At 63.4% G+C, this 18,280-nt stretch carries 14 protein-coding genes and 1 pseudogene; 1 reads left to right on the plus strand and 14 read right to left on the minus strand.

The features are described from left to right. Positions 1-184: 184 nt before the first annotated feature. The 14 genes from gyrA to AC1DT2_RS04665 all read right to left on the minus strand — a co-directional run bounded on the left by gyrA (position 185) and on the right by AC1DT2_RS04665 (position 17,216). Positions 185-2,821: a DNA gyrase subunit A gene (gene gyrA / locus AC1DT2_RS04600; RefSeq protein WP_477294700.1), complete on the minus strand. Its 2,637-nt coding sequence runs from the start codon at positions 2,819-2,821 to the stop codon at positions 185-187. Positions 2,822-2,960: 139 nt separating this feature from the next. Further along, entirely contained in the window at positions 2,961-3,374 is a 414-nt protein-coding gene (locus AC1DT2_RS04605) for a GtrA family protein (RefSeq protein ID WP_477294702.1), read from the minus strand. Next, positions 3,371-4,384 carry an S-methyl-5-thioribose-1-phosphate isomerase gene (gene mtnA, locus AC1DT2_RS04610; protein ID WP_477294704.1) on the minus strand — a complete coding sequence of 338 codons (1,014 nt, stop codon included), beginning with the start codon at positions 4,382-4,384 and terminating at the stop codon, positions 3,371-3,373. The genes AC1DT2_RS04605 and mtnA overlap by 4 nt, the downstream gene beginning before the upstream one ends. Positions 4,385-4,441: 57 nt before the next feature. After that, positions 4,442-5,293: a hypothetical protein gene (locus AC1DT2_RS04615; RefSeq protein ID WP_477294706.1), complete on the minus strand. Its 852-nt coding sequence runs from the start codon at positions 5,291-5,293 to the stop codon at positions 4,442-4,444. Positions 5,294-5,361: 68 nt separating this feature from the next. Then, positions 5,362-5,856, minus strand: a complete 495-nt coding sequence (locus AC1DT2_RS04620) for a DUF2165 family protein (RefSeq protein ID WP_477294708.1) — start codon at positions 5,854-5,856, stop codon at positions 5,362-5,364. 5 nt (positions 5,857-5,861) lie between these two features. Then, positions 5,862-6,929, minus strand: coding sequence for a class III poly(R)-hydroxyalkanoic acid synthase subunit PhaC (locus AC1DT2_RS04625; protein WP_477294710.1), 1,068 nt, complete (start codon positions 6,927-6,929; stop codon positions 5,862-5,864). After that, complete coding sequence (locus AC1DT2_RS04630; protein WP_477294712.1) at positions 6,926-7,855, minus strand: poly(R)-hydroxyalkanoic acid synthase subunit PhaE; 930 nt, start codon at positions 7,853-7,855, stop codon at positions 6,926-6,928. Before AC1DT2_RS04630 ends, AC1DT2_RS04625 begins: the two co-directional genes overlap by 4 nt. Positions 7,856-7,967: 112 nt before the next feature. Beyond that, positions 7,968-10,073, minus strand: a complete 2,106-nt coding sequence (gene pnp / locus AC1DT2_RS04635) for a polyribonucleotide nucleotidyltransferase (protein ID WP_477294714.1) — start codon at positions 10,071-10,073, stop codon at positions 7,968-7,970. Positions 10,074-10,097: 24 nt separating this feature from the next. Beyond that, complete coding sequence (rpsO, locus tag AC1DT2_RS04640; protein WP_477294716.1) at positions 10,098-10,364, minus strand: 30S ribosomal protein S15; 267 nt, start codon at positions 10,362-10,364, stop codon at positions 10,098-10,100. A 140-nt stretch (positions 10,365-10,504) separates the two neighbouring features. Continuing rightward, positions 10,505-11,422 carry a tRNA pseudouridine(55) synthase TruB gene (gene truB, locus AC1DT2_RS04645; protein ID WP_063572534.1) on the minus strand — a complete coding sequence of 306 codons (918 nt, stop codon included), beginning with the start codon at positions 11,420-11,422 and terminating at the stop codon, positions 10,505-10,507. A gap of 149 nt (positions 11,423-11,571) precedes the next feature. Next, positions 11,572-11,952, minus strand: a complete 381-nt coding sequence (gene rbfA / locus AC1DT2_RS04650; protein WP_063572533.1) for a 30S ribosome-binding factor RbfA — start codon at positions 11,950-11,952, stop codon at positions 11,572-11,574. 76 nt (positions 11,953-12,028) lie between these two features. Continuing rightward, positions 12,029-14,977: a translation initiation factor IF-2 gene (infB, locus tag AC1DT2_RS04655; RefSeq protein WP_477294719.1), complete on the minus strand. Its 2,949-nt coding sequence runs from the start codon at positions 14,975-14,977 to the stop codon at positions 12,029-12,031. A 133-nt stretch (positions 14,978-15,110) separates the two neighbouring features. Beyond that, complete coding sequence (gene nusA, locus AC1DT2_RS04660) at positions 15,111-16,625, minus strand: transcription termination factor NusA (protein ID WP_063573258.1); 1,515 nt, start codon at positions 16,623-16,625, stop codon at positions 15,111-15,113. Between the two features lie 45 nt (positions 16,626-16,670). Continuing rightward, positions 16,671-17,216 carry a ribosome maturation factor RimP gene (locus AC1DT2_RS04665; RefSeq protein ID WP_063573260.1) on the minus strand — a complete coding sequence of 182 codons (546 nt, stop codon included), beginning with the start codon at positions 17,214-17,216 and terminating at the stop codon, positions 16,671-16,673. Between the two features lie 338 nt (positions 17,217-17,554). Here AC1DT2_RS04665 and AC1DT2_RS04670 point away from each other — a divergent pair. After that, positions 17,555-18,280: pseudogene (locus tag AC1DT2_RS04670) on the plus strand (GGDEF domain-containing protein); the annotation flags it as partial.

Genomic DNA, 18,280 nt, shown 5'->3' on the forward strand with positions numbered 1-18,280 from the left:
GTTCTCATCCAGTACTAAACACACCGCCCGGCGCTTGAGCGCCGGGTCGATCGGTCGATATCCCATGATTCACCTCGGTAGGGATTTTGCTCCTACATGGGTGTCCAGGAAAATTAGACCACCGCAAATCGGCTCCTACAAAAACTCAGGCAAAAAAAAAACCCGCCTTTCGGCGGGTTTTTTCTTACGCTTCGGTTGGCTCGTCACCGTCACCGGTGGGGCCGCTTTCGATGGGCGGGAGGTCGGCGGCGACGTCACCGTCGATCACTTCACCCTCGCCTTCGATCTCGATCTCTTCCTCGGCTTCCAGACGAACCACGCCGATGAGCGTTTCGTCCTTCGGCAGCTTGATCAGCGTCACGCCCTGCGTGTTGCGGCTCAGCTGCGAGACTTCCGACACGCGGGTGCGTACCAGCGTGCCCTGGTCGGAGATCAGCATCAGCTGCTGCGTCTCGGTGACCTGGGTGGCCGCGACGAGGTTGCCGTTACGGTCCGAGCACTGGATGGCGATGACGCCCTGCGTGCCACGACCCTTCTTCGGGAACTCGTCGAGCGCGGTGCGCTTGCCGAAGCCGCGTGCCGTCGCGGTGAGGATGTTGCCATCACCCGCGGCCACGATCAGCGAGACCACTTCCGCATCTTCAGCCAGACGCATGCCACGCACGCCCGTCGCGGTACGGCCCATGGAGCGGACCGTGCCTTCGTCGAAGCGCACCGACTTGCCGTTGGAGGCGAAGAGCAACACATCGCTCTCACCGCCGGTCATCGCGACATCGACCAGGGCATCGCCCTCGTCGAGATTGATGGCGGCCTTGCCCTTCTGCAGCTGGAACGCGAATTCCGTCAGCGGCGTCTTCTTCACCGTGCCCTTGCGGGTGGCGAAGAACACGAAGCAGGTCGGGTCGTACTCGCGCACAGGCAGCAGGGCCTGCACCTTCTCACCCTCACCCAGCGGCAGCAGGTTCACGATGGGCTTGCCACGCGCACCCGGGCCGGCTTCCGGCATCTGGTACACCTTGAGCCAGTAGACGCGACCGGTGCTGGTGAAGGTCAGCAGCGTGTCATGGGTGTTGACCACCCACAGCTGCTGCACGACGTCTTCGTCCTTCAGTGCCGAGGCCGAACGACCCTTGCCGCCACGCTTCTGCGCGCGGTACAGGCTGGCCGGCTGACGCTTGATGTAACCGGTGTGCGAGAGCGTCACCACCACGTCTTCCGGCGCGATGAGGTCAAGCACGTTCAGGTCTTCCTGCGAGTGCTGGATCTCGGTGCGCCGCTCGTCGCCGTAATCGGTACGGATCTGCTCGAGCTCTTCGCGGATCACTTCCAGCAGGCGCGTCGGGTTCTCGAGGATCTCGATGAGGCCGCGGATCGTATCGAGAATCTCGCGGTACTCATCGGAGAGCTTTTCCTGCTCCAGGCCGGTGAGGCGATGCAGACGCATCTGCAGGATTTCGGTGGCTTGCGCTTCGGACAGCTGGTAGCCGTTCTCGTTCAGGCCATCACGCGSATCCATGTCTTCAGGACGCGACGATTCCGCACCCGTGGCGGCGAGCAGTGCCTTGACCAGGCCCGGCTCCCAACGACGGGCGACCATGCGCTCGCGCGCTTCGGCCGACGACGCGGAGGTACGGATCAGCTCGATCATCTCTTCGATGTTGGCAAGCGCGACCGTAAGGCCTTCGAGGATATGTGCGCGCTGGCGTGCCTTGCGCAGTTCGAAGATGGTGCGGCGCGTGACGACTTCGCGGCGATGGCGAATGAAGGCCTCGAGGATGTCCTTGAGGTTCATCAGCTTGGGCTGGCCGTCGAGCAGGGCCACCATGTTGATGCCGAAGGTGACCTGCAGCTGGGTCTGCTGGAACAGGTTGTTCAGCACGACGTCGCCCATGGAATCGCGGCGGATCTCGATGACCACGCGCATACCGTCCTTGTCGGACTCGTCGCGCAGCTCGCTGATGCCCTCGAGCTTCTTTTCCTTTACCAGCTCGGCGATCTTCTCGATCAGGCGAGCCTTGTTCACCTGGTACGGCAGCTCGTGGACGAGGATCGTCTCGCGGCCGTTCGCTTCGGTTTCGATCGAGGTGCGGGCACGCACGAGGATGCGACCACGACCAGTGCGGTACGCCTCGACGATACCGGACGAGCCGTTGATGATGCCGGCGGTCGGGAAGTCCGGACCGGGGATGAACGTCATCAGTTCGTCGATTCCGAGCGAGGGGTCCTCGATCAGCCCGAGCACCGCATTGATGACCTCGGTCATGTTGTGCGGCGGGATGTTSGTCGCCATGCCGACGGCGATACCCGCGGAACCGTTGACGAGCAGGTTCGGCACGCGGGTCGGAAGGACCAGCGGCTCGTGTTCGCTTTCGTCGTAGTTCGGTCCGAAATCGACGGTTTCCTTGTCGATATCGGCCATCAGCTCATGCGTGAGGCGCGCCATGCGCACCTCGGTGTATCGCATGGCCGCGGCGTTGTCGCCGTCCACCGAACCGAAGTTACCCTGGCCGTCGACCAGCATGTAGCGCAAGGAGAACGGCTGCGCCATGCGGACGATCGTGTCGTAGACCGACGCGTCGCCATGCGGATGGTATTTACCGATCACGTCACCGACCACGCGGGCCGACTTCTTGTACGGCTTGTTCCAGGAGTTGCTCAGCTCGTTCATGGCGAACAGCACGCGTCGATGTACCGGCTTAAGGCCGTCGCGCACATCGGGCAGTGCGCGCCCGACGATGACGCTCATCGCGTAGTCGAGATAGCTCTGACGCATCTCGTCTTCGATGTTGACGCGGATGACTTCTTTGGCGAGTTCTGCCATCAATCGGCTTCCTGGATGTCTAACAATAGGCCCCCGCCGGCCGCGCGATTCGCGGTATCGCGACGCGGCCGACCCAACCCGTCGATGGTAGCACAACGGGCGTCGAAAAGACAGCTAAAAGGTGTTCTAATTCAATGACTTACGCAGGTGTTTTGGCGGCGCGGTAAAGCAGTGTCCTGGCGAACAGGAAATTCGCCACGGAGCCCCCTACCGAGCCTGCCGCCACGGCCACCGCGGGCCACGCGCGGAGCGCCGGAAATGCCTGGAAAACGAGAACGTAAACCCCGTTGTTGATCACCGCGCCGACGGCCATCAGGCCCATCCAGCGAAGCCACTCGGAACCCTGGCTCTGGCCCGAGTCACGCTGCGCGAACGTGTGGTTGCGGTTCCACCACCAGGTAACGCTCGCGGCGCTGAGGAACGATACGATGCGCGCCGTGTACACGCTCCAGTCCGCCAGGCGGACCAGAGCCTGGGCGATACCGGCGTCGACGATGAAGCCGAGCAGGCCGCCCACCGCGAACAGGGCCACCTCACGGCGCAGACGGCTCACGGAAACAGGATCCGCATCTGCTCCTCGTCAGGCTTGAGGATCACCCCGCGCTCGGTGACGATGGCATCGATCAGCTCGGCCGGGGTCACGTCGAACACTGGGTTCCAGGCGTCGGCACCCTCGATCACGGTACGCGTACCGGCAATCGACAACAGTTCCGTTGCGTCGCGCAACTCGATCTCGATGTCGTCACCGGTCCCCGTTGCCATGTCGACGGTGGTCGACGGCGCCACGACCATGAACTTCACGCCATGGTGGCGTGCGGCGATGGCCAGTTGGTAAGTGCCGATCTTGTTGGCGGTGTCGCCGTTGGCCGCGATGCGATCCGCGCCGACGATGACCCATCTCACCTTGCCGTCTTTCATGAGGTGCGAGGCGGCGGAATCGGCGATGAGCTTGGCGGGGATGCCGTCTCGCACCAGCTCCCACATGGTCAGGCGGGCACCCTGCTGCCAGGGACGCGTCTCGCCGGCGTAAACCTGCTCGATATTGCCCATGGCGACACCGGCACGAATCACGCCCAAAGCCGTACCGTATCCGGCGGTGGCAAGCGAACCGGTGTTGCAGTGCGTGAGCACGTGCGAACCCGCTTCGATCAGCGAGGCGCCGAGTTCGCCCATGTGACGGTTGGCAGCGAGGTCTTCATCCTGGATGGCCTGCGCTTCGACTTCCAGTGCGGCGGTATCAGCGCCTGCAAGCACGCGCCTGTTCATGCGGTCCAGCGCCCACATGAGGTTCACTGCCGTGGGGCGCGCAGCGCGCAACGTGGCCATGGAAGCGGCGAGATCCTCACCCGTTTTCGCAGCCAGCACGACGCCCCATGCCGCGGCGATACCGATCGCGGGAGCGCCCCGCACGGCGAGGTCGCGGATGGCGCGAGTGACGTCATCGGCGTTCACGCAATCGAACCAGATTTCTTCCGCCGGGAGGCGACGCTGGTCGAGCAGGCGGAGACGGTCGCCCTGCCACTGCACGGCGCGAATGGAGTCGTGGGAGGTGGTGATGTTCATCTCCCGATTATCGCACGGCGTCCCGGCATGCGGCCGGTCCGCCGTGCCTACGCCTGCCTAGGTCCTGGACTTCAATGTGTGGACCAAGTCACGACGGACCAGGTGCACACCATAGACCTGGTTAGGCCCCAGCAAGGCGTCCATGCGTACGGTGACGAAGCCGCCGGACTCCTCCAGGATCTGCCCCCGGAATGACATCTCGGCAGGCTGCGTGTAGATGCCGATCCCGCCGAAGCGCTCACCGCAAAGCCAGAGCGTGCCGACGTTAACGGCACGCCCCTGCTTGGGTAACGCGCCGGACAAATCGCGCTGCATCAGGCTGGCGAGCGCTGCCGCCCCTTCGTTGAGTTCGGTGTTGAATGTCGCGCGCGCCGCGTCGTCGAGCTTCATGAATCGCGCTTCGGCGATGGGCGTCGGGAGGTCATAGGTGTAGCGCCCAATCCAGGGCTGGGCGCCGTGCGATTCCACCTGGTAGACCAGCGCCATGCGGAACCTTCCGTCGGTACCGTGCTCAACGTAGACGTACGGATGCACAGTGTAGGTCGCCGATGCGCCACGATCGGGCATGCCGGCCTCCGAAAGCGCCGCAGCCACCGTCGGCATGGGATCGATATCGAACACCGAATGCTTGTACTTCTCGGCCATCTCACGTGTCTTCGATTCGACCCGCAGTCCTCCGAGGATGGGTCCCAGGAAGATGCTTCCACCCTCGTTCTGCATGACGATGTACTGTGACGTACCCACGTGCGCCGCAGGAGCCGGAAGTTGCCCGGACGCCGGCACCTGGGCAACCGTGGTGATCGAAATCGAACTCACGGGTAGCGCCGTCGGCGGCCTCATCGCCGGCCCGGCACACCCAGACAAAACCAGTGCGCCGGCCATGAGCCACGCGTATTTCAAAGCGTTCATGAATCCCCCATCCCTGTTCAGGCGGCTCCCTTGCCGCTGGCGGAGTATGCCACGCGCCTACGCCGCTGCTATTGCGGTTCGGAATCAGCCTGATTGACGAAAATCAGCACCCCGATGATTGCCATGTAGAACCGGAAGGCCCCTTCCTGCCCATTCCACGCCTTCGATTGCCACATGGCAAACCACTCCCCGCCAACCACCATGAAGCCGAAGAACCAGACCACGAAGCCGAGGGCGCAGCCGGCGACAACCCAGCGTTTGGCCGCCTGAAAGAGGTGTGTCGATTGGTTGCGGGCACGCCAGAGGGCGAAGCTTCCGATAAGGAGCAATACGCCCGTCGCTGCCTCGCCCGCAATGATGAGAACGTAACCGGCGTGCCACATCCATGGCCGGACGATCGCCCTTTCCAGCAACGCGTTGCCCGGAAAGGTCGTATCCATCGACAACACATGCTGCACGAAGGCGAAGTTCGAGCCATAGTCGATGAGGTTGTCGTACGCCACGACCAGCGCAAAGGCCGCCAGCGTCAGCGAGAGAAGGATTTTGGCCAGGCGCGCATTCATGCCAACTAACGGCTGGCGAGCCAGTCATGGATGGCAGGCGGCACCTGGGCCTGGGCACGACCGGAAACGTAGATCCCGATATGGCCGCCCTTGAAAGCGAGCGCGGTGTAATCCTTGCTGCCAATGACATCGCCCATGGGCGTGGACGCAGCCGGCGGCACGAGGTGATCCTGCTCGGCGTAGATGTTCAGCACCGGGTGGGTGATCTTCTTCAGATCGATCGCCTTGCCACCGATGTGCGCCTCACCCTTGATCAGCTGGTTCTTCTGGAAGAAGTCGCGAGCGAACTCGCGAAACGCCTCACCCGCCTGGTCGGGTGAATCGAAGATCCACTTTTCCATGCGAAGGAAATTCTCGACTTCCTTCGGGTTGTCGAGGATGTCCACGAGGCCGACGTACTTCTGCTGGTTCAGACGAACTGGCTTCAGCGTGAGGTAGGCGAAGTTCATGACATCGGCCGGGACATTGCCGTACGTATCCACAAACAGGTCGATGTCGATATTTCGCGCCCAATGCGAAAGCATGTTGTCGGGCGTATGGAAGTCCACCGGCGTCACCATGGTGACGAGGTTGCGAACCTTTTCCGGATGCAGGGTGGCATAGCAAAGCGAGAACACACCGCCCTGGCAGATGCCGAGCAAGTTGAGCGATTCAATCGCGTGGCGCGTCCGAATCACATCGATGCAGCGATCCAGGTAGCCGTCTATATAGTCTTCCAGAGTCAACCAGCGATCGGCGCCGTCGGGATAACCCCAGTCGATGAGATACACATCCTCGCCCTGGGCGAGCAGGTTGCGCACCATGGATCGATCTTCCTGCAAGTCGACCATCCACGGCGTGTTGACCAGTGCGTAACAGATCAGCAGGGGTGTCTTGGCACTCGGCTTCTTCGTGCCCTTGAAATGCCAGAGCGTGAGCTTGTCTTCGGTATACACGGCCTCGCGCGGCGTGGTGCCGAGCTCGATCGGCCCCATGTGCTTGAGCGTTTCCATTCCGGCTTCGAGCTTCCGGCGAAACGCTTCGACTTCGGCCCGCGCGCTCTCGGGGTCGAACGAAAACGGATTGCCGTTCATCGCGCCCTGCCCTTCTTCGCAGCCGTCTTACCGGCTCGCAGCGTCGCCACTTCAGCACGAAGCGCCTCGACCTCAGCCACCAGCCCATGCATCTGCCGCAACTCCCGACGCATCGCCTGCAATCGCTCGCCAAGACTGTCCACTTCGGTACGCGTAGGCATGCCAGCCTGGCGCGTCACGCGCTCGACCTGTTTCTGCTGCAGCACTTTCAGGCGCATCTGCGCGTTCACGAGCGACGCATATACCTCGCGGAATTCGTTGGATAACGCAGCCTCACCGTAGTTTTCCTCGGCAAGATTTACCCATCGGTCGTAAACCGAACGCATGGACTCCGCGTCCGATGGTGCGGGCTGCTCGCGAAGCGCGGCGCCTGCACGGTCGTTCACGCCCTGCAGCAAAGCCTGGAACCGCGCGTAGTGTTCCGCATAGTCGATCCATGCGCGGAACAAGGCCTGCTGCTCTTCCTGCTGTTCGCGTGTGAGACCGAACGTCGGCATCGACAGCGTTTCGCGCGCCACGCGCGCCCACTCGTCGAACTGTTCGGTACCCGGTTGTGGCATCTCGGCGCCGGACGGCGGACCGTAGCCATACGCCGCGGCGCCTGGTGGCGGCCCGTAGCCGAACGGTGCGGAGCCACGCGGGAAGGCGCCCGGCGGCCCATAGGGCGAAGGCCCCGCTGTGCCCGGGCCGCCAAAGGGAGGCACGCCCCCCATCGCAAATGGCGCCGCCCCGGGTTCGCCGGCGGCCATCGAGCGCATCCAGTCGCCATAACCGCTCAGGCCGCTGAACATCCGTCCCATGATGTCAGCGGACGGCGACGCAGCCGCGCCCTGACTTGCGGGATCGAACTGGCGCGACCAGGTTTCCAGCCCCGCGCGGACGAAGGCCTGGTACTGATCGATGAAATCGTTGGGCTTATCGGACATGGGGTAATCGTACCGCGTGGAGGGCCTCAGGAAGCTGTAGGAGCCTGCCAGATGAACGACAAAGCCCGGCGTCTTGCGACGCCGGGCTTTGTGAGTACAGCTTGAAGCAGGCTTAACCGGTGACGTTTTCGTCTTCGGTAACGGCCTTCATCGACAGGCGGATACGGCCCTGCTTATCGACTTCGAGGACCTTGACCTTGACGATGTCGCCTTCCTTGAGCTTGTCCGAGACCTTCTCGACGCGCTCGCTGGAGATCTGCGAGACGTGAACGAGACCGTCCTTGCCCGGCATGATCGTGACGAAGGCGCCGAAGTCCATCAGCTTGGCAACCTTGCCCTCGTAGATACGGCCCGGCTCGACGTCCGAAACGATCTGCTCGATGCGCTTGCGCGCGGCTTCGGCGGCTTCGCGGTTGACCGACGCGATGACAACGTTGCCGTCATCGGTGATGTCGATCGTGGTACCGGTCTCTTCGGTGATCGAGCGGATGGTCGCGCCACCCTTGCCGATCACTTCGCGGATCTTGTCCGGGTGGATCTTGATCGTGAGCAGGCGCGGTGCGAACTCGCTCATTTCCGAGCGGGCTTCGGTGATGCACTTGGCCATTTCGCCGAGGATATGCAGGCGACCACGCTTGGCCTGGGCCAGCGCCGTGCGCATGATCTCTTCGGTGATGCCGTCGACCTTGATGTCCATCTGCAACGCGGACACGCCATCGGCGGTACCGGCTACCTTGAAGTCCATGTCGCCGAGGTGATCTTCGTCACCGAGGATGTCGGAGAGCACGACGAAGTCGTTGCCTTCCTTCACCAGGCCCATGGCGATACCGGCAACAGCCGACTTCAGCGGAACGCCCGCGTCCATCATGGCCAGCGAAGAACCGCAGACCGAAGCCATCGACGAGGAGCCATTCGACTCGGTGATTTCCGAGACGACGCGGATCACGTACGGGAACTCTTCGATCGTCGGCTTGACAGCCTGCACGCCGCGCTTGGCGAGACGGCCGTGGCCGATTTCGCGACGCTTCGGGCTACCGACGCGACCGGTTTCACCGACCGAGAACGGAGGGAAGTTGTAATGGAAGAGGAACGTGTCCTTCCACTCGCCTTCCGGCGCGTCGATGAGCTGCGAGTCACGGGTGGTGCCGAGCGTGGCAACGACCAGGGCCTGCGTCTCACCGCGGGTGAAGAGCGCCGAACCGTGCGTGCGCGGCAGGACGCCGACGCGCACCGAGATCGGGCGGACGTCGTCGAGCTGGCGGCCGTCGATGCGGACCTTCGTGCTGAGGACGCCGTCGCGCAGGGTGCGGTACTCGACTTCGCCGAAGGCGTTGCCGATGTCTGCGTCGGTCCAGCCATTGGCTTCGGCGTTGGCAGCGATGGCCGTCTTCACGTCGCTCTTGAGCGCGCTGACGACGTCACGACGGGCGAGCTTGTCGCGGATCTGGAAGGCTTCGGTGAAACGGTTGCCGACAGCGGACTTGACCGCGTCGAACAGCGCCGTCTTGGCGACCGGAGCGTCCCACTTGAACGTCTTGACGCCGGCTTCGGCGACGAAGGCGTTGATCGTGTCGATCGCGAGCTGCATCTGCTGGTGACCGAACACCACCGCGCCGAGCATGACGTCTTCGCTGAGCAGCTTGGCTTCCGACTCGACCATCATCACGGCGCTGGAGGTACCGGCCACGACGAGGTCGAGGTCGGAGGTCTTCAGCTGGGCGGCGGTCGGGTTGAGGATGTACTGGCCATTCGCGTAACCGACGCGAGCCGCACCGATCGGACCCTTGAAGGGCACGCCGGCGAGACGCATCGCGGCTGAAGCACCGATCAGCGCCGGGATGTCACCGTCGACTTCCGGGTTCAGCGACACGACCTGTGCGATGACCTGGATTTCGTTACGGAACTCTTCCGGGAAMAGCGGACGAAGCGGACGATCGATCAGGCGCGAAGTAAGCGTTTCCTTCTCGGTCGGACGGCCTTCGCGCTTGAAGAAGCCACCCGGGATACGACCCGCGGAGTAGAACTTCTCCATGTAGTCGACCGTGAGCGGGAAGAAGTCCTGGCCGTCGCGCGCCTTGGGGGCAGCGACGACAGTGACCAGAACGACAGTGCCGCCCATGCTGACCATGACTGCACCGGAGGCCTGGCGGGCAATTTCGCCCGTCTCCAGTGTGACTTCGTGACTACCGTACTGGAATGACTTGGTTACTTTCGCCACCGTGATCTCCTCGTCCTGTTCGTTTTAGCGGCGCRGGCCGAGGCGTTCGATCAGGGTCTGATAGCGACCCAGGTCGTTTGCCTTCAGATAGGAAAGCAGCTTCTTGCGCTGGTTGACCATCTTCAGCAGGCCGCGACGCGAATGGTGGTCCTGCTTGTGAGCCTGGAAATGATCCTGCAGCTGCAGGATGTTGGCGGACAGCAGGGCGACCTGGACTTCGGTCGAGCCCGTGTCGTTTTCCTTGCGGCCGAAATCCTTGATGATCTGACCGGTCTGTTCGGGAGTAAGCATTGAATCGTTTCCTTAAAAGCGGGTGCGAAGCTTGCGCAACCTCAGCGGACCGCTGAAGTTGCGCAAGCTTCGCATTGTGTTGAAAGCTATGAAATGAGCACTCTATTGTAACGTCGTGCGCGTACCGGCAACAAGCCCGGTCAAGCGGTCGGGAGGTTGAGACCCCGAAGGACGCGGAGCAGGCCATCGTCGGCGATTTCCCCGAGCGCCATGAGACGCCCATCCGCACCCCACACCGCGCAACGCCCTGGTTGGGTGCCCTGCCCCAGCGGCACCGGCTGGCCGAAGCCAAAGATACGCGTCTGCTCGGGGTCGAGTTCCACCCGGAGGATATGCGTCAGCCCGGCATCTACCGGCATCAGGAAGGCTTCGAGCTGCTCCGGGCCCGCCTCGGCGGCATCGCGCAGGGTGTCCAGCGTGATCATCGGCGGCTCCATGAACGGCTCGACCCAGAGGCGGCGGAGGCCGGTCAGATGGGCGCCGCAGCCGAGATGGGCGCCAAAGTCGACGGCAAGGCTGCGCACGTACGTCCCCGACCCACACTCCACATGCAAGCGGACGGTATCGCCTTCGCGCCCGATCACCTCGAGCCGGTAGACGTCGACCTCCCGGGCGGGAACGTCCACAACCTCGCCCCGTCGCGCACGCACGTAAAGCGGAACGCCGTCCTGCTTGATCGCCGAATAGGCCGGAGGGATCTGCACGATATGGCCGCGCAGCGGCGCCAACGCCGCTTCGATCATCGCCTCGTCCAGTTCCGGGACGGGACACGTCTCCACCACGTCACCCTCAAGGTCGGCCGTCGTCGTTGTCACGCCCAGCCGCACCTCGGCCTCATAGGCCTTGCGCGAACCCAGCAGCCAGCCGGCCAACTTGGTCGCCTCACCGAAGCAAAGCGGCAACAACCCGGTCGCGAGCGGATCGAGACTGCCCGTGTGACCGCCCTTGGCCGCGCCCACGAGCCGACGCGCCGCCTGCAATGCCTGGTTGGAGCTCAGGCCGAGTGGCTTGTCGAGCAGAAGGATCCCGTGGATGTCACGAAAGGTTCGACGGTTCATAGAGGCAGAAATGAGAAGTGGCCAAGAGATGGCCAGAACACTGTAGGAGCCGATTCATCGGCGATCCCGCGCCAGCGGGCCAGTTTGCCGCTAGCACCCATCGCTGCTGAAGCAGCTCCCACACAAAAGCATCGCCGATGAATCGGCTCCTACTTGGACTCTTCTTCTGCGGGATCGGCCGGGGGAACCGGATTTTCACGCAGCAGGCGCTCGATGCGTTCACCGGTATCGACGGACTCGTCGTACTTGAACTTCAGCTGGGGCACCTTGCGCAGGATCATGGACTTCGACAGCGCATGACGGAACTCGGGAGCGAGCTCCTTCAGCGCCTTCATCACCACCGGCGACTCTTCCGGCTTGAGCGCCGTGACCCATACGGTGGCCCAATCGAGGTCGCGGGTTACTTCTACATCCGACACGCTGGCCGAAGGCAGCGCGTAGTCGCGTACAGCGGCATGCAACAGTTCGCTGATTTCGCGGCGAAGCTGGGCGGACACGCGGTCGGTACGCTTGAAATCACGGGACGGCATATCCGCCTCCAGTTTTTGATAGGTGCATAAACGAATAAAGCCTCCCCGGCGTACCGGGGAGGCAAGCTGACGCGAGTTACAGCGTGCGAGGCACTTCGATGCGCTCGAAGCACTCGATCTGGTCGCCGACCTTGACGTCGTTGTACTGCTTGACGGCGATACCGCATTCCATGCCGTTACGGACCTCGTCAACGAGTTCCTTGAAGCGGCGGAGCGACTCGAGTTCGCCCTGGAACACGACCACGTTGTCACGCAACACGCGGATCGGCTTGCTGCGCTTGACGTTGCCTTCGATGACCATGCAGCCCGCGACCGCGCCGAACTTCGACGAACGGAACACGTCACGAACCTGCGCGACACCGATGATCTCTTCGCGGATCTCCATGCCCAGCAGGCCGGTAGCCGCCTGCGTGACCTGGTCGATCACGTCGTAGATGATCGAGAAGTAACGGACGTCGAGCCCGTTGGTATCGATCACCTTGCGTGCCGACGCGTCGGCACGGACGTTAAAGCCGATGATCAGCGCCTTCGAAGCCGTTGCCAGCGTGGCCTCGGACTCGGTAATGCCGCCCACGCCGGAAGCGATCACGTTCACCTTGACCAGGTCGTTGCCGATCTGGGTAAGCGAATCGCGCAGCGCCTCGACCGAACCCTGCACATCCGCCTTGACGAGGATGTTGAGGGTCTGCTGGCCCTGGCCCTGACCCATCTGGGCGATGATGTCTTCCAGACGGTTCGACTTGCTGACCAGGCGGGTCTCGCGACGCTTGAGCAGTCGTTCGGCCGCCACTTCGCGAGCCAGGCGCTCGTCCTTCACGGCGACGAAGTCGTCACCCGACTCCGGCACGCCGGACAGACCCAGCACCTGCACCGGAATCGACGGGCCGGCTTCATTGACCTGCTTACCGGTTTCGTCGACGAGTGCACGCATGCGGCCGTATTCGACACCGCAGACGACGAAGTCGCCCTTCTTCAGCGTGCCCTGCTGGACCAGCACCGTGGCCACCGGACCGCGACCGCGGTCGAGGCTGGATTCGATCACGACACCCGAAGCGCGGCCATCGGCCACCGCCTTGAGTTCCATGACTTCGGCCTGGGCCGAAATCGCATCGAGCAGTGCATCGACGCCGTCGCCGGTCTTCGCCGAGAGCGGCACGAACGGTGTCTCGCCGCCCCACTCTTCGGGGATGACTTCGAGGAGGCCGAGGCCCTGCTTGACGTTGTCCGGATTGGCACCGGCCTTGTCCATCTTGTTCAGCGCGACGATCAGCGGCACCTTGGCGGCGCGCGCATGCTTCACGGCTTCGATCGTCTGCGGCATGACGCCGTCGTCGGCCGCGACCACGAGCACCACGATATCCGTGGACTGYGCACCACGAGCACGCATGGACGTAAACGCCGCATGGCCCGGGGTGTCGAGGAAGGTGATGACACCGCGGCTGGTTTCGACGTGGTACGCGCCGATGTGCTGGGTGATGCCACCGGCTTCGCCCGAAGCGACCTTGGTGCGACGGATGTAGTCGAGTAGCGACGTCTTGCCATGGTCGACATGACCCATGATCGTGACGACCGGCGGACGCGAAACCTTCTCGCCCTCGAGTTCGGCGGTCTGCGTCTGCGTCTGCAGCGCGGCTTCCGCGTCGTTCTCGGTGGCACGAACCGGGTTGTGACCGAGTTCTTCGACGACCAGTGCGGCCGTGTCGTGATCGATCGTCTGGTTGATGGTCGCCATGACGCCCATCTTGAACAGCGCCTTGACCACCTCGGCACCCTTCACGGCCATCTTCTGGGCGAGATCGGTAACGAGGTTGTTGTCGCCGATCACGACATCACGGACCACCGCGGCGGTCGGACGCGTGAAGCCGTGCGGACCACCGGACGAAGCGCCGCCGCGCGGGGCTTCGGCGCGACCACGGACCTTGCCGCCGCCACGACGATTGGCGCTGGAGCGACGTGCGCGATCGGCATCGGACAGATGCATCTCGCCGCCACCAAAACGCTTGCCGCCGGAGTCGCGGTCGTTGCCACGGCCGGGGCCGCCGCTGTTACCACCGCCGCCACCACCGCCGCCGTGCTTCGGACGCGCGTTACCACGCGAATCGTTAGCTGCTGCGACCGAACCAGGGGCCGGACGCGGAGCGGGTGAAGGCGCAGCCGCACGCGGAGCCGGCGCTGGCGCCGGAGCTGCCACGACCGGCGGAGGCGCCGGGGCTGGCGCCGGTGCGGGAACCGGCTTGGGAATGACGCGCTCGCGCTTGCGCGGCTCATGGATGGTCGGCGTGATCATGCCGAGCCGGCGCGTATCGAGCTTGCCTGTCGTGTGGGTCACGCCATTCTCGTCAGTGAACGTAGTCACCGGCGCAGCCGGAGCGGGCGCCGCCGGAGCGGCAGCAGGCGTCGGCGCAGCCGTCGCTTCGGCAGATGCCGGCGACGTCTTGGCCGCTGCCTGGGCAGCTTCAGCGCGTGCGCGCTCGGCGGCTTGCTCGGCCTCGGCGCGGCGACGCGCCTCGGCGGCAGCCTCTTCCTGACGACGTGCCTCGGCTTCAGCGGCGTGACGGGCTTCTTCAGCCTGTCGGCGCTCGGCCTCCTCGCGGCGCTGTGCCTCGTCGCTCTCACGCTGGGCATGAGACTCGGCGAGCTTGCGCGCGGCGTCCTCACGCTCCGGATCGTGCGAGGCGTCTTCGGCAATCGTGCTGCGCTTGACGTACGTGCGCTTGGTGCGGACTTCGACGTTGACCGTCTTCGCCGCGCCAGCGCCACGCCCCGTACCGGAGCTCACCTTCAACTCACCGACCGTGCGGCGCTTGAGGGTGATCTGGCGAGGCGYCGTTTCGTCCGTTTCGGGAGCGGCGTCGTTCTTGCCGTGCGTGCGACGCAGGAATCCGAGCAGCTTCACCTTTTCGGTGCTGCTGATGACCTGCTCCGCATCGGAGAATTTCATGCCGGCTTCGCCAAGCTGCCCAAGCAGCTTGTCGACCGGGAGGCCCAATTGATGGGCGAGTTGTTTGATTGTGACGTCCGACATCGTTCTTTATTCTCCGCCGTTCCCGCGCGTAACCTTACGTGCCGACGATGACCCGTACGGCTGCCTCCATCCATGGCGGGAGACCTCGTGGCCTCCCTCGAGGCGTCCGTCCAGGACGCTTCCGGTCTCGCGCTTAGCCACCCTTTTCCAGGCGGGCGATCATCGGAGCACGCGCAGCCATGATCAGCTGCGAAGCGCGTTCCTCTGTCATGCCATCGATATCGATGAGTTCGTCGACGGCAAGGTCACCCAGGTCGTCCAGCGTCTTCACACCACGATCCGCCAGCGCGAAGGCGGTCGCATCGTCCATGCCGTCCAGACCGAGCAGTTCCTCGGAAGGCGGGTTTTCTTCCACACCTTCCTCGGCAGCCAGTGCCTCGGTCAGGAGGGCGTCGCGGGCGCGAGCACGGAGTTCCTCGACGATGTCTTCGTCGAAGCCTTCCACGTTGAGCAGCTCGGCGCTCGGCACGTAAGCAATTTCTTCGATGGACGAGAAGCCTTCCTGCACCAGGATGCCAGCGATCTCTTCGTCCACTTCGAGTTTGTCCTGGAACAGCTGCAGCGCGGCGGCCTGTTCGGCCTCACTCTTCGCCGTCACCTGGTCCTGCGTCATCACGTTGAGCTGCCAGCCGGTGAGCTTGCTGGCGAGGCGCACGTTCTGGCCACCGCGACCGATCGCCTGGGACAGCTTGTCCTCGGCAACGGCGATGTCCATGGAGTGCTTCTCTTCATCCATGATGATCGACTGCACTTCAGCCGGCGCCATCGCATTGATGACGTACTGCGCCTGGTTCTCGTGCCACAGGATGATGTCGACGCGCTCGCCGTTGAGCTCGTTGGACACGGCCTGCACGCGCGAACCGCGCATGCCGATGCATGCGCCGATGGGATCGGTGCGGCTATCGTGGGCGACGACGGCGATCTTGGCACGGTCACCCGGATCGCGGGCGCAGCCCTTGATCTCGACCAGGCCCTGACCGACTTCCGGCACTTCGAGCTTGAACAGTTCGATCATGAATTCCGGCGCGCTGCGTGAAACGAACAGCTGCGGACCACGGACTTCCGACTTCACTTCGTACAGGTAACCGCGAACGCGGTCGCCGACGCGGGCCGATTCACGGGGAATCGTCTTGTCGCGCGGGATGAAGGCCTCGGCATTGCTGCCGAGGTCGAGATAGACGTTGCCGCGCTCGACGCGCTTGACGATACCGGTGACGAGTTCGCCGACACGATCCACGAACTGGTCGACCACCTGCTGGCGCTCGGCCTCGCGAACACGCTGCACGATGACCTGCTTCGCAGCCTGCGCAGCGATACGGCCAAACTCGGCGTTCTCGACCTGATGCTCGATGGCACCACCGATCTCCGCCACTTCGCCTTCGCCGGCTTCGTCTTCAGCGTCCATCAGGCGGATCTGATAAGACGGATCCTCCATTTCGACGTCGTCGGCGACGATCTCCCAGCGACGGAAGGTCTCGTAATCACCCGTGTTGCGATCGATCTCGACACGAATGTCCGGATCCTCATCGGGGTAGCGCTTCTTGGCGGCCGAGGCCAGCGCCGCTTCCATGGCGTCAAAAATGACTTCGCGCGGTACGCCCTTTTCGTTGGCGACCGCGTCGACTACCAGCAAAAGTTCTTTGCTCATTGCCGCTACTCCCGTAAGGATGCCCCGCGGCACCCCGTCGTTTCGTTATTTGGGTTTCTTTCCGCCCAGACCGGGCTTCGGCTGTGGCGCATAGCCAAGAGCCACCCAATCGGGAACCACGCGGGCGCTTTCGACGTCCGCATGCTCGAATTCAAATCGGCCAGCCTCACCTTCGACCACAATGTGCTCGCCATTTACTTCAATGACGTTGCCTTTGAGGCGCCGACGACCCTCGATAGGGGCCTTCAGCAGCACTTTGACTTCCTGGCCGCTCACGCGAGCGAACTGCTCCGCCGTGAACAGAGGGCGGTCGATGCCGGGTGAGGAGACTTCTAATACATAGTTGCCAGGGATCGGATCTTCAACGTCGAGGTAGGCGGAGAACTCGCGGCTCGCGGCCTCGCAATCCTCCACCGTCACTTCCACCGGCAGTTCCGCCGCCTCGCGACGTTCGCGCTCGGCGCCCAGCACGTCCAGATAGACGCGCAGCGTTTGCTGCCCGTCGGACGGGGCGAAATCCATACCCAGTACTTCGAGGCCAAGCTCGGCCACGATGTCTGAAAAGCGTTGTGTAAGTGCGTTGGTATCCACGTTACCTGCGGTTTTTCCATTCGCCAGAAACAAAAAAAGGGCGCGAGCGGCCCATTCCATTACGTCGCCGATGTATCCGACACTTTCCTCCAGCGCTCGCCGCGATGCCCTGAYGGCGCTCACAGTGTGTCGCAGGGCGCCTCCGTGCGCCCAACAAAAAAGCCTCACGAGGAGGCTTTCTTGTAAAAAGAAAGTTCCTGAAGCACCCACTGGGTGTAAGGCCTAAACCGGGGCCCAACGGCGCTTAAGATTCACTAAGTCTATCGTATTTTAATGTCTTCGTGCAAGGTCGTCGGTCCCGTCCTAGAATGGCCCCAGGGGCGAAACCGGGGGACGGGATGGACGGTACGGCGAATCTCGACGTACACACGCTAGGCATTATCGGCCTGGCCGTGGGGGCGACCATTGCATTGAGTTTTACCCTGCTCAGTATGGTGCTGCGCGGGATGCTCGCCCTGCACATCTGGGCAGGGGCGTTCTGGCTGCTTACCCTGGCCGGGCTGGCGGAAGGTTACGACGAAAATGCGACCTTCCTGTCGACTATCGTTGGAAGCCTGCTGATAGCGGCGGCCAATGGCGCCATGCTCGGTGGCATCGCCATCCACATCAAATATCCCCTGCGGTGGCGGTGGCCAGCCTTGCTGATCGCCCTCTTCCTGGCGGTGCAAGTCGCCTTTCTCCTCACACCCCCACCCCAGGCGGTCGAAGCCACCGTGTTCGGCGTGAAGAGCATCATCTGGGATGCCTGGATGATCTGGCTCCTCCTGTTCCGTGCCCCGCGCGAGCTGAGGACAGGCTGCGCGTTCACTGCGCTCGTCTTCGCCATCGATACCTTCTTTTATCTGGCCCGGGCAGCAGTCTCAATGCATCCTGAGATGGAATCGCACGTGCTGCTGTCATCCATCCTGACGACGTCCAACTACCTGTTCGGGATTCTTTGCACCTTCCTGCTGAGCACCGGCTTCACCCTGATGCTGGCCCAACGCCTGGTGCACGACCTGCGCTGCGCCGCCGAAATCGATGGCCTGACCGGCCTGCTGAATCGCACCGCCGTGGTCCGGGAG

The organism is Luteibacter sp. P4_E6 (assembly GCF_056401535.1).

What these genes read in the sequence shown, in the direction of transcription:
- mtnA (WP_477294704.1), bottom strand. Translation starts at nt 4,384, where the DNA reads ATGAACATCACCACCTCCCACGACTCCATTCGCGCCGTGCAGTGGCAG.
- nusA (WP_063573258.1), bottom strand. Translation starts at nt 16,625, where the DNA reads ATGAGCAAAGAACTTTTGCTGGTAGTCGACGCGGTCGCCAACGAAAAG.
- AC1DT2_RS04615 (WP_477294706.1), bottom strand. Translation starts at nt 5,293, where the DNA reads ATGAACGCTTTGAAATACGCGTGGCTCATGGCCGGCGCACTGGTTTTG.
- AC1DT2_RS04620 (WP_477294708.1), bottom strand. Translation starts at nt 5,856, where the DNA reads ATGAATGCGCGCCTGGCCAAAATCCTTCTCTCGCTGACGCTGGCGGCC.
- truB (WP_063572534.1), bottom strand. Translation starts at nt 11,422, where the DNA reads ATGAACCGTCGAACCTTTCGTGACATCCACGGGATCCTTCTGCTCGAC.
- AC1DT2_RS04630 (WP_477294712.1), bottom strand. Translation starts at nt 7,855, where the DNA reads ATGTCCGATAAGCCCAACGATTTCATCGATCAGTACCAGGCCTTCGTC.
- AC1DT2_RS04625 (WP_477294710.1), bottom strand. Translation starts at nt 6,929, where the DNA reads ATGAACGGCAATCCGTTTTCGTTCGACCCCGAGAGCGCGCGGGCCGAA.
- rbfA (WP_063572533.1), bottom strand. Translation starts at nt 11,952, where the DNA reads ATGCCGTCCCGTGATTTCAAGCGTACCGACCGCGTGTCCGCCCAGCTT.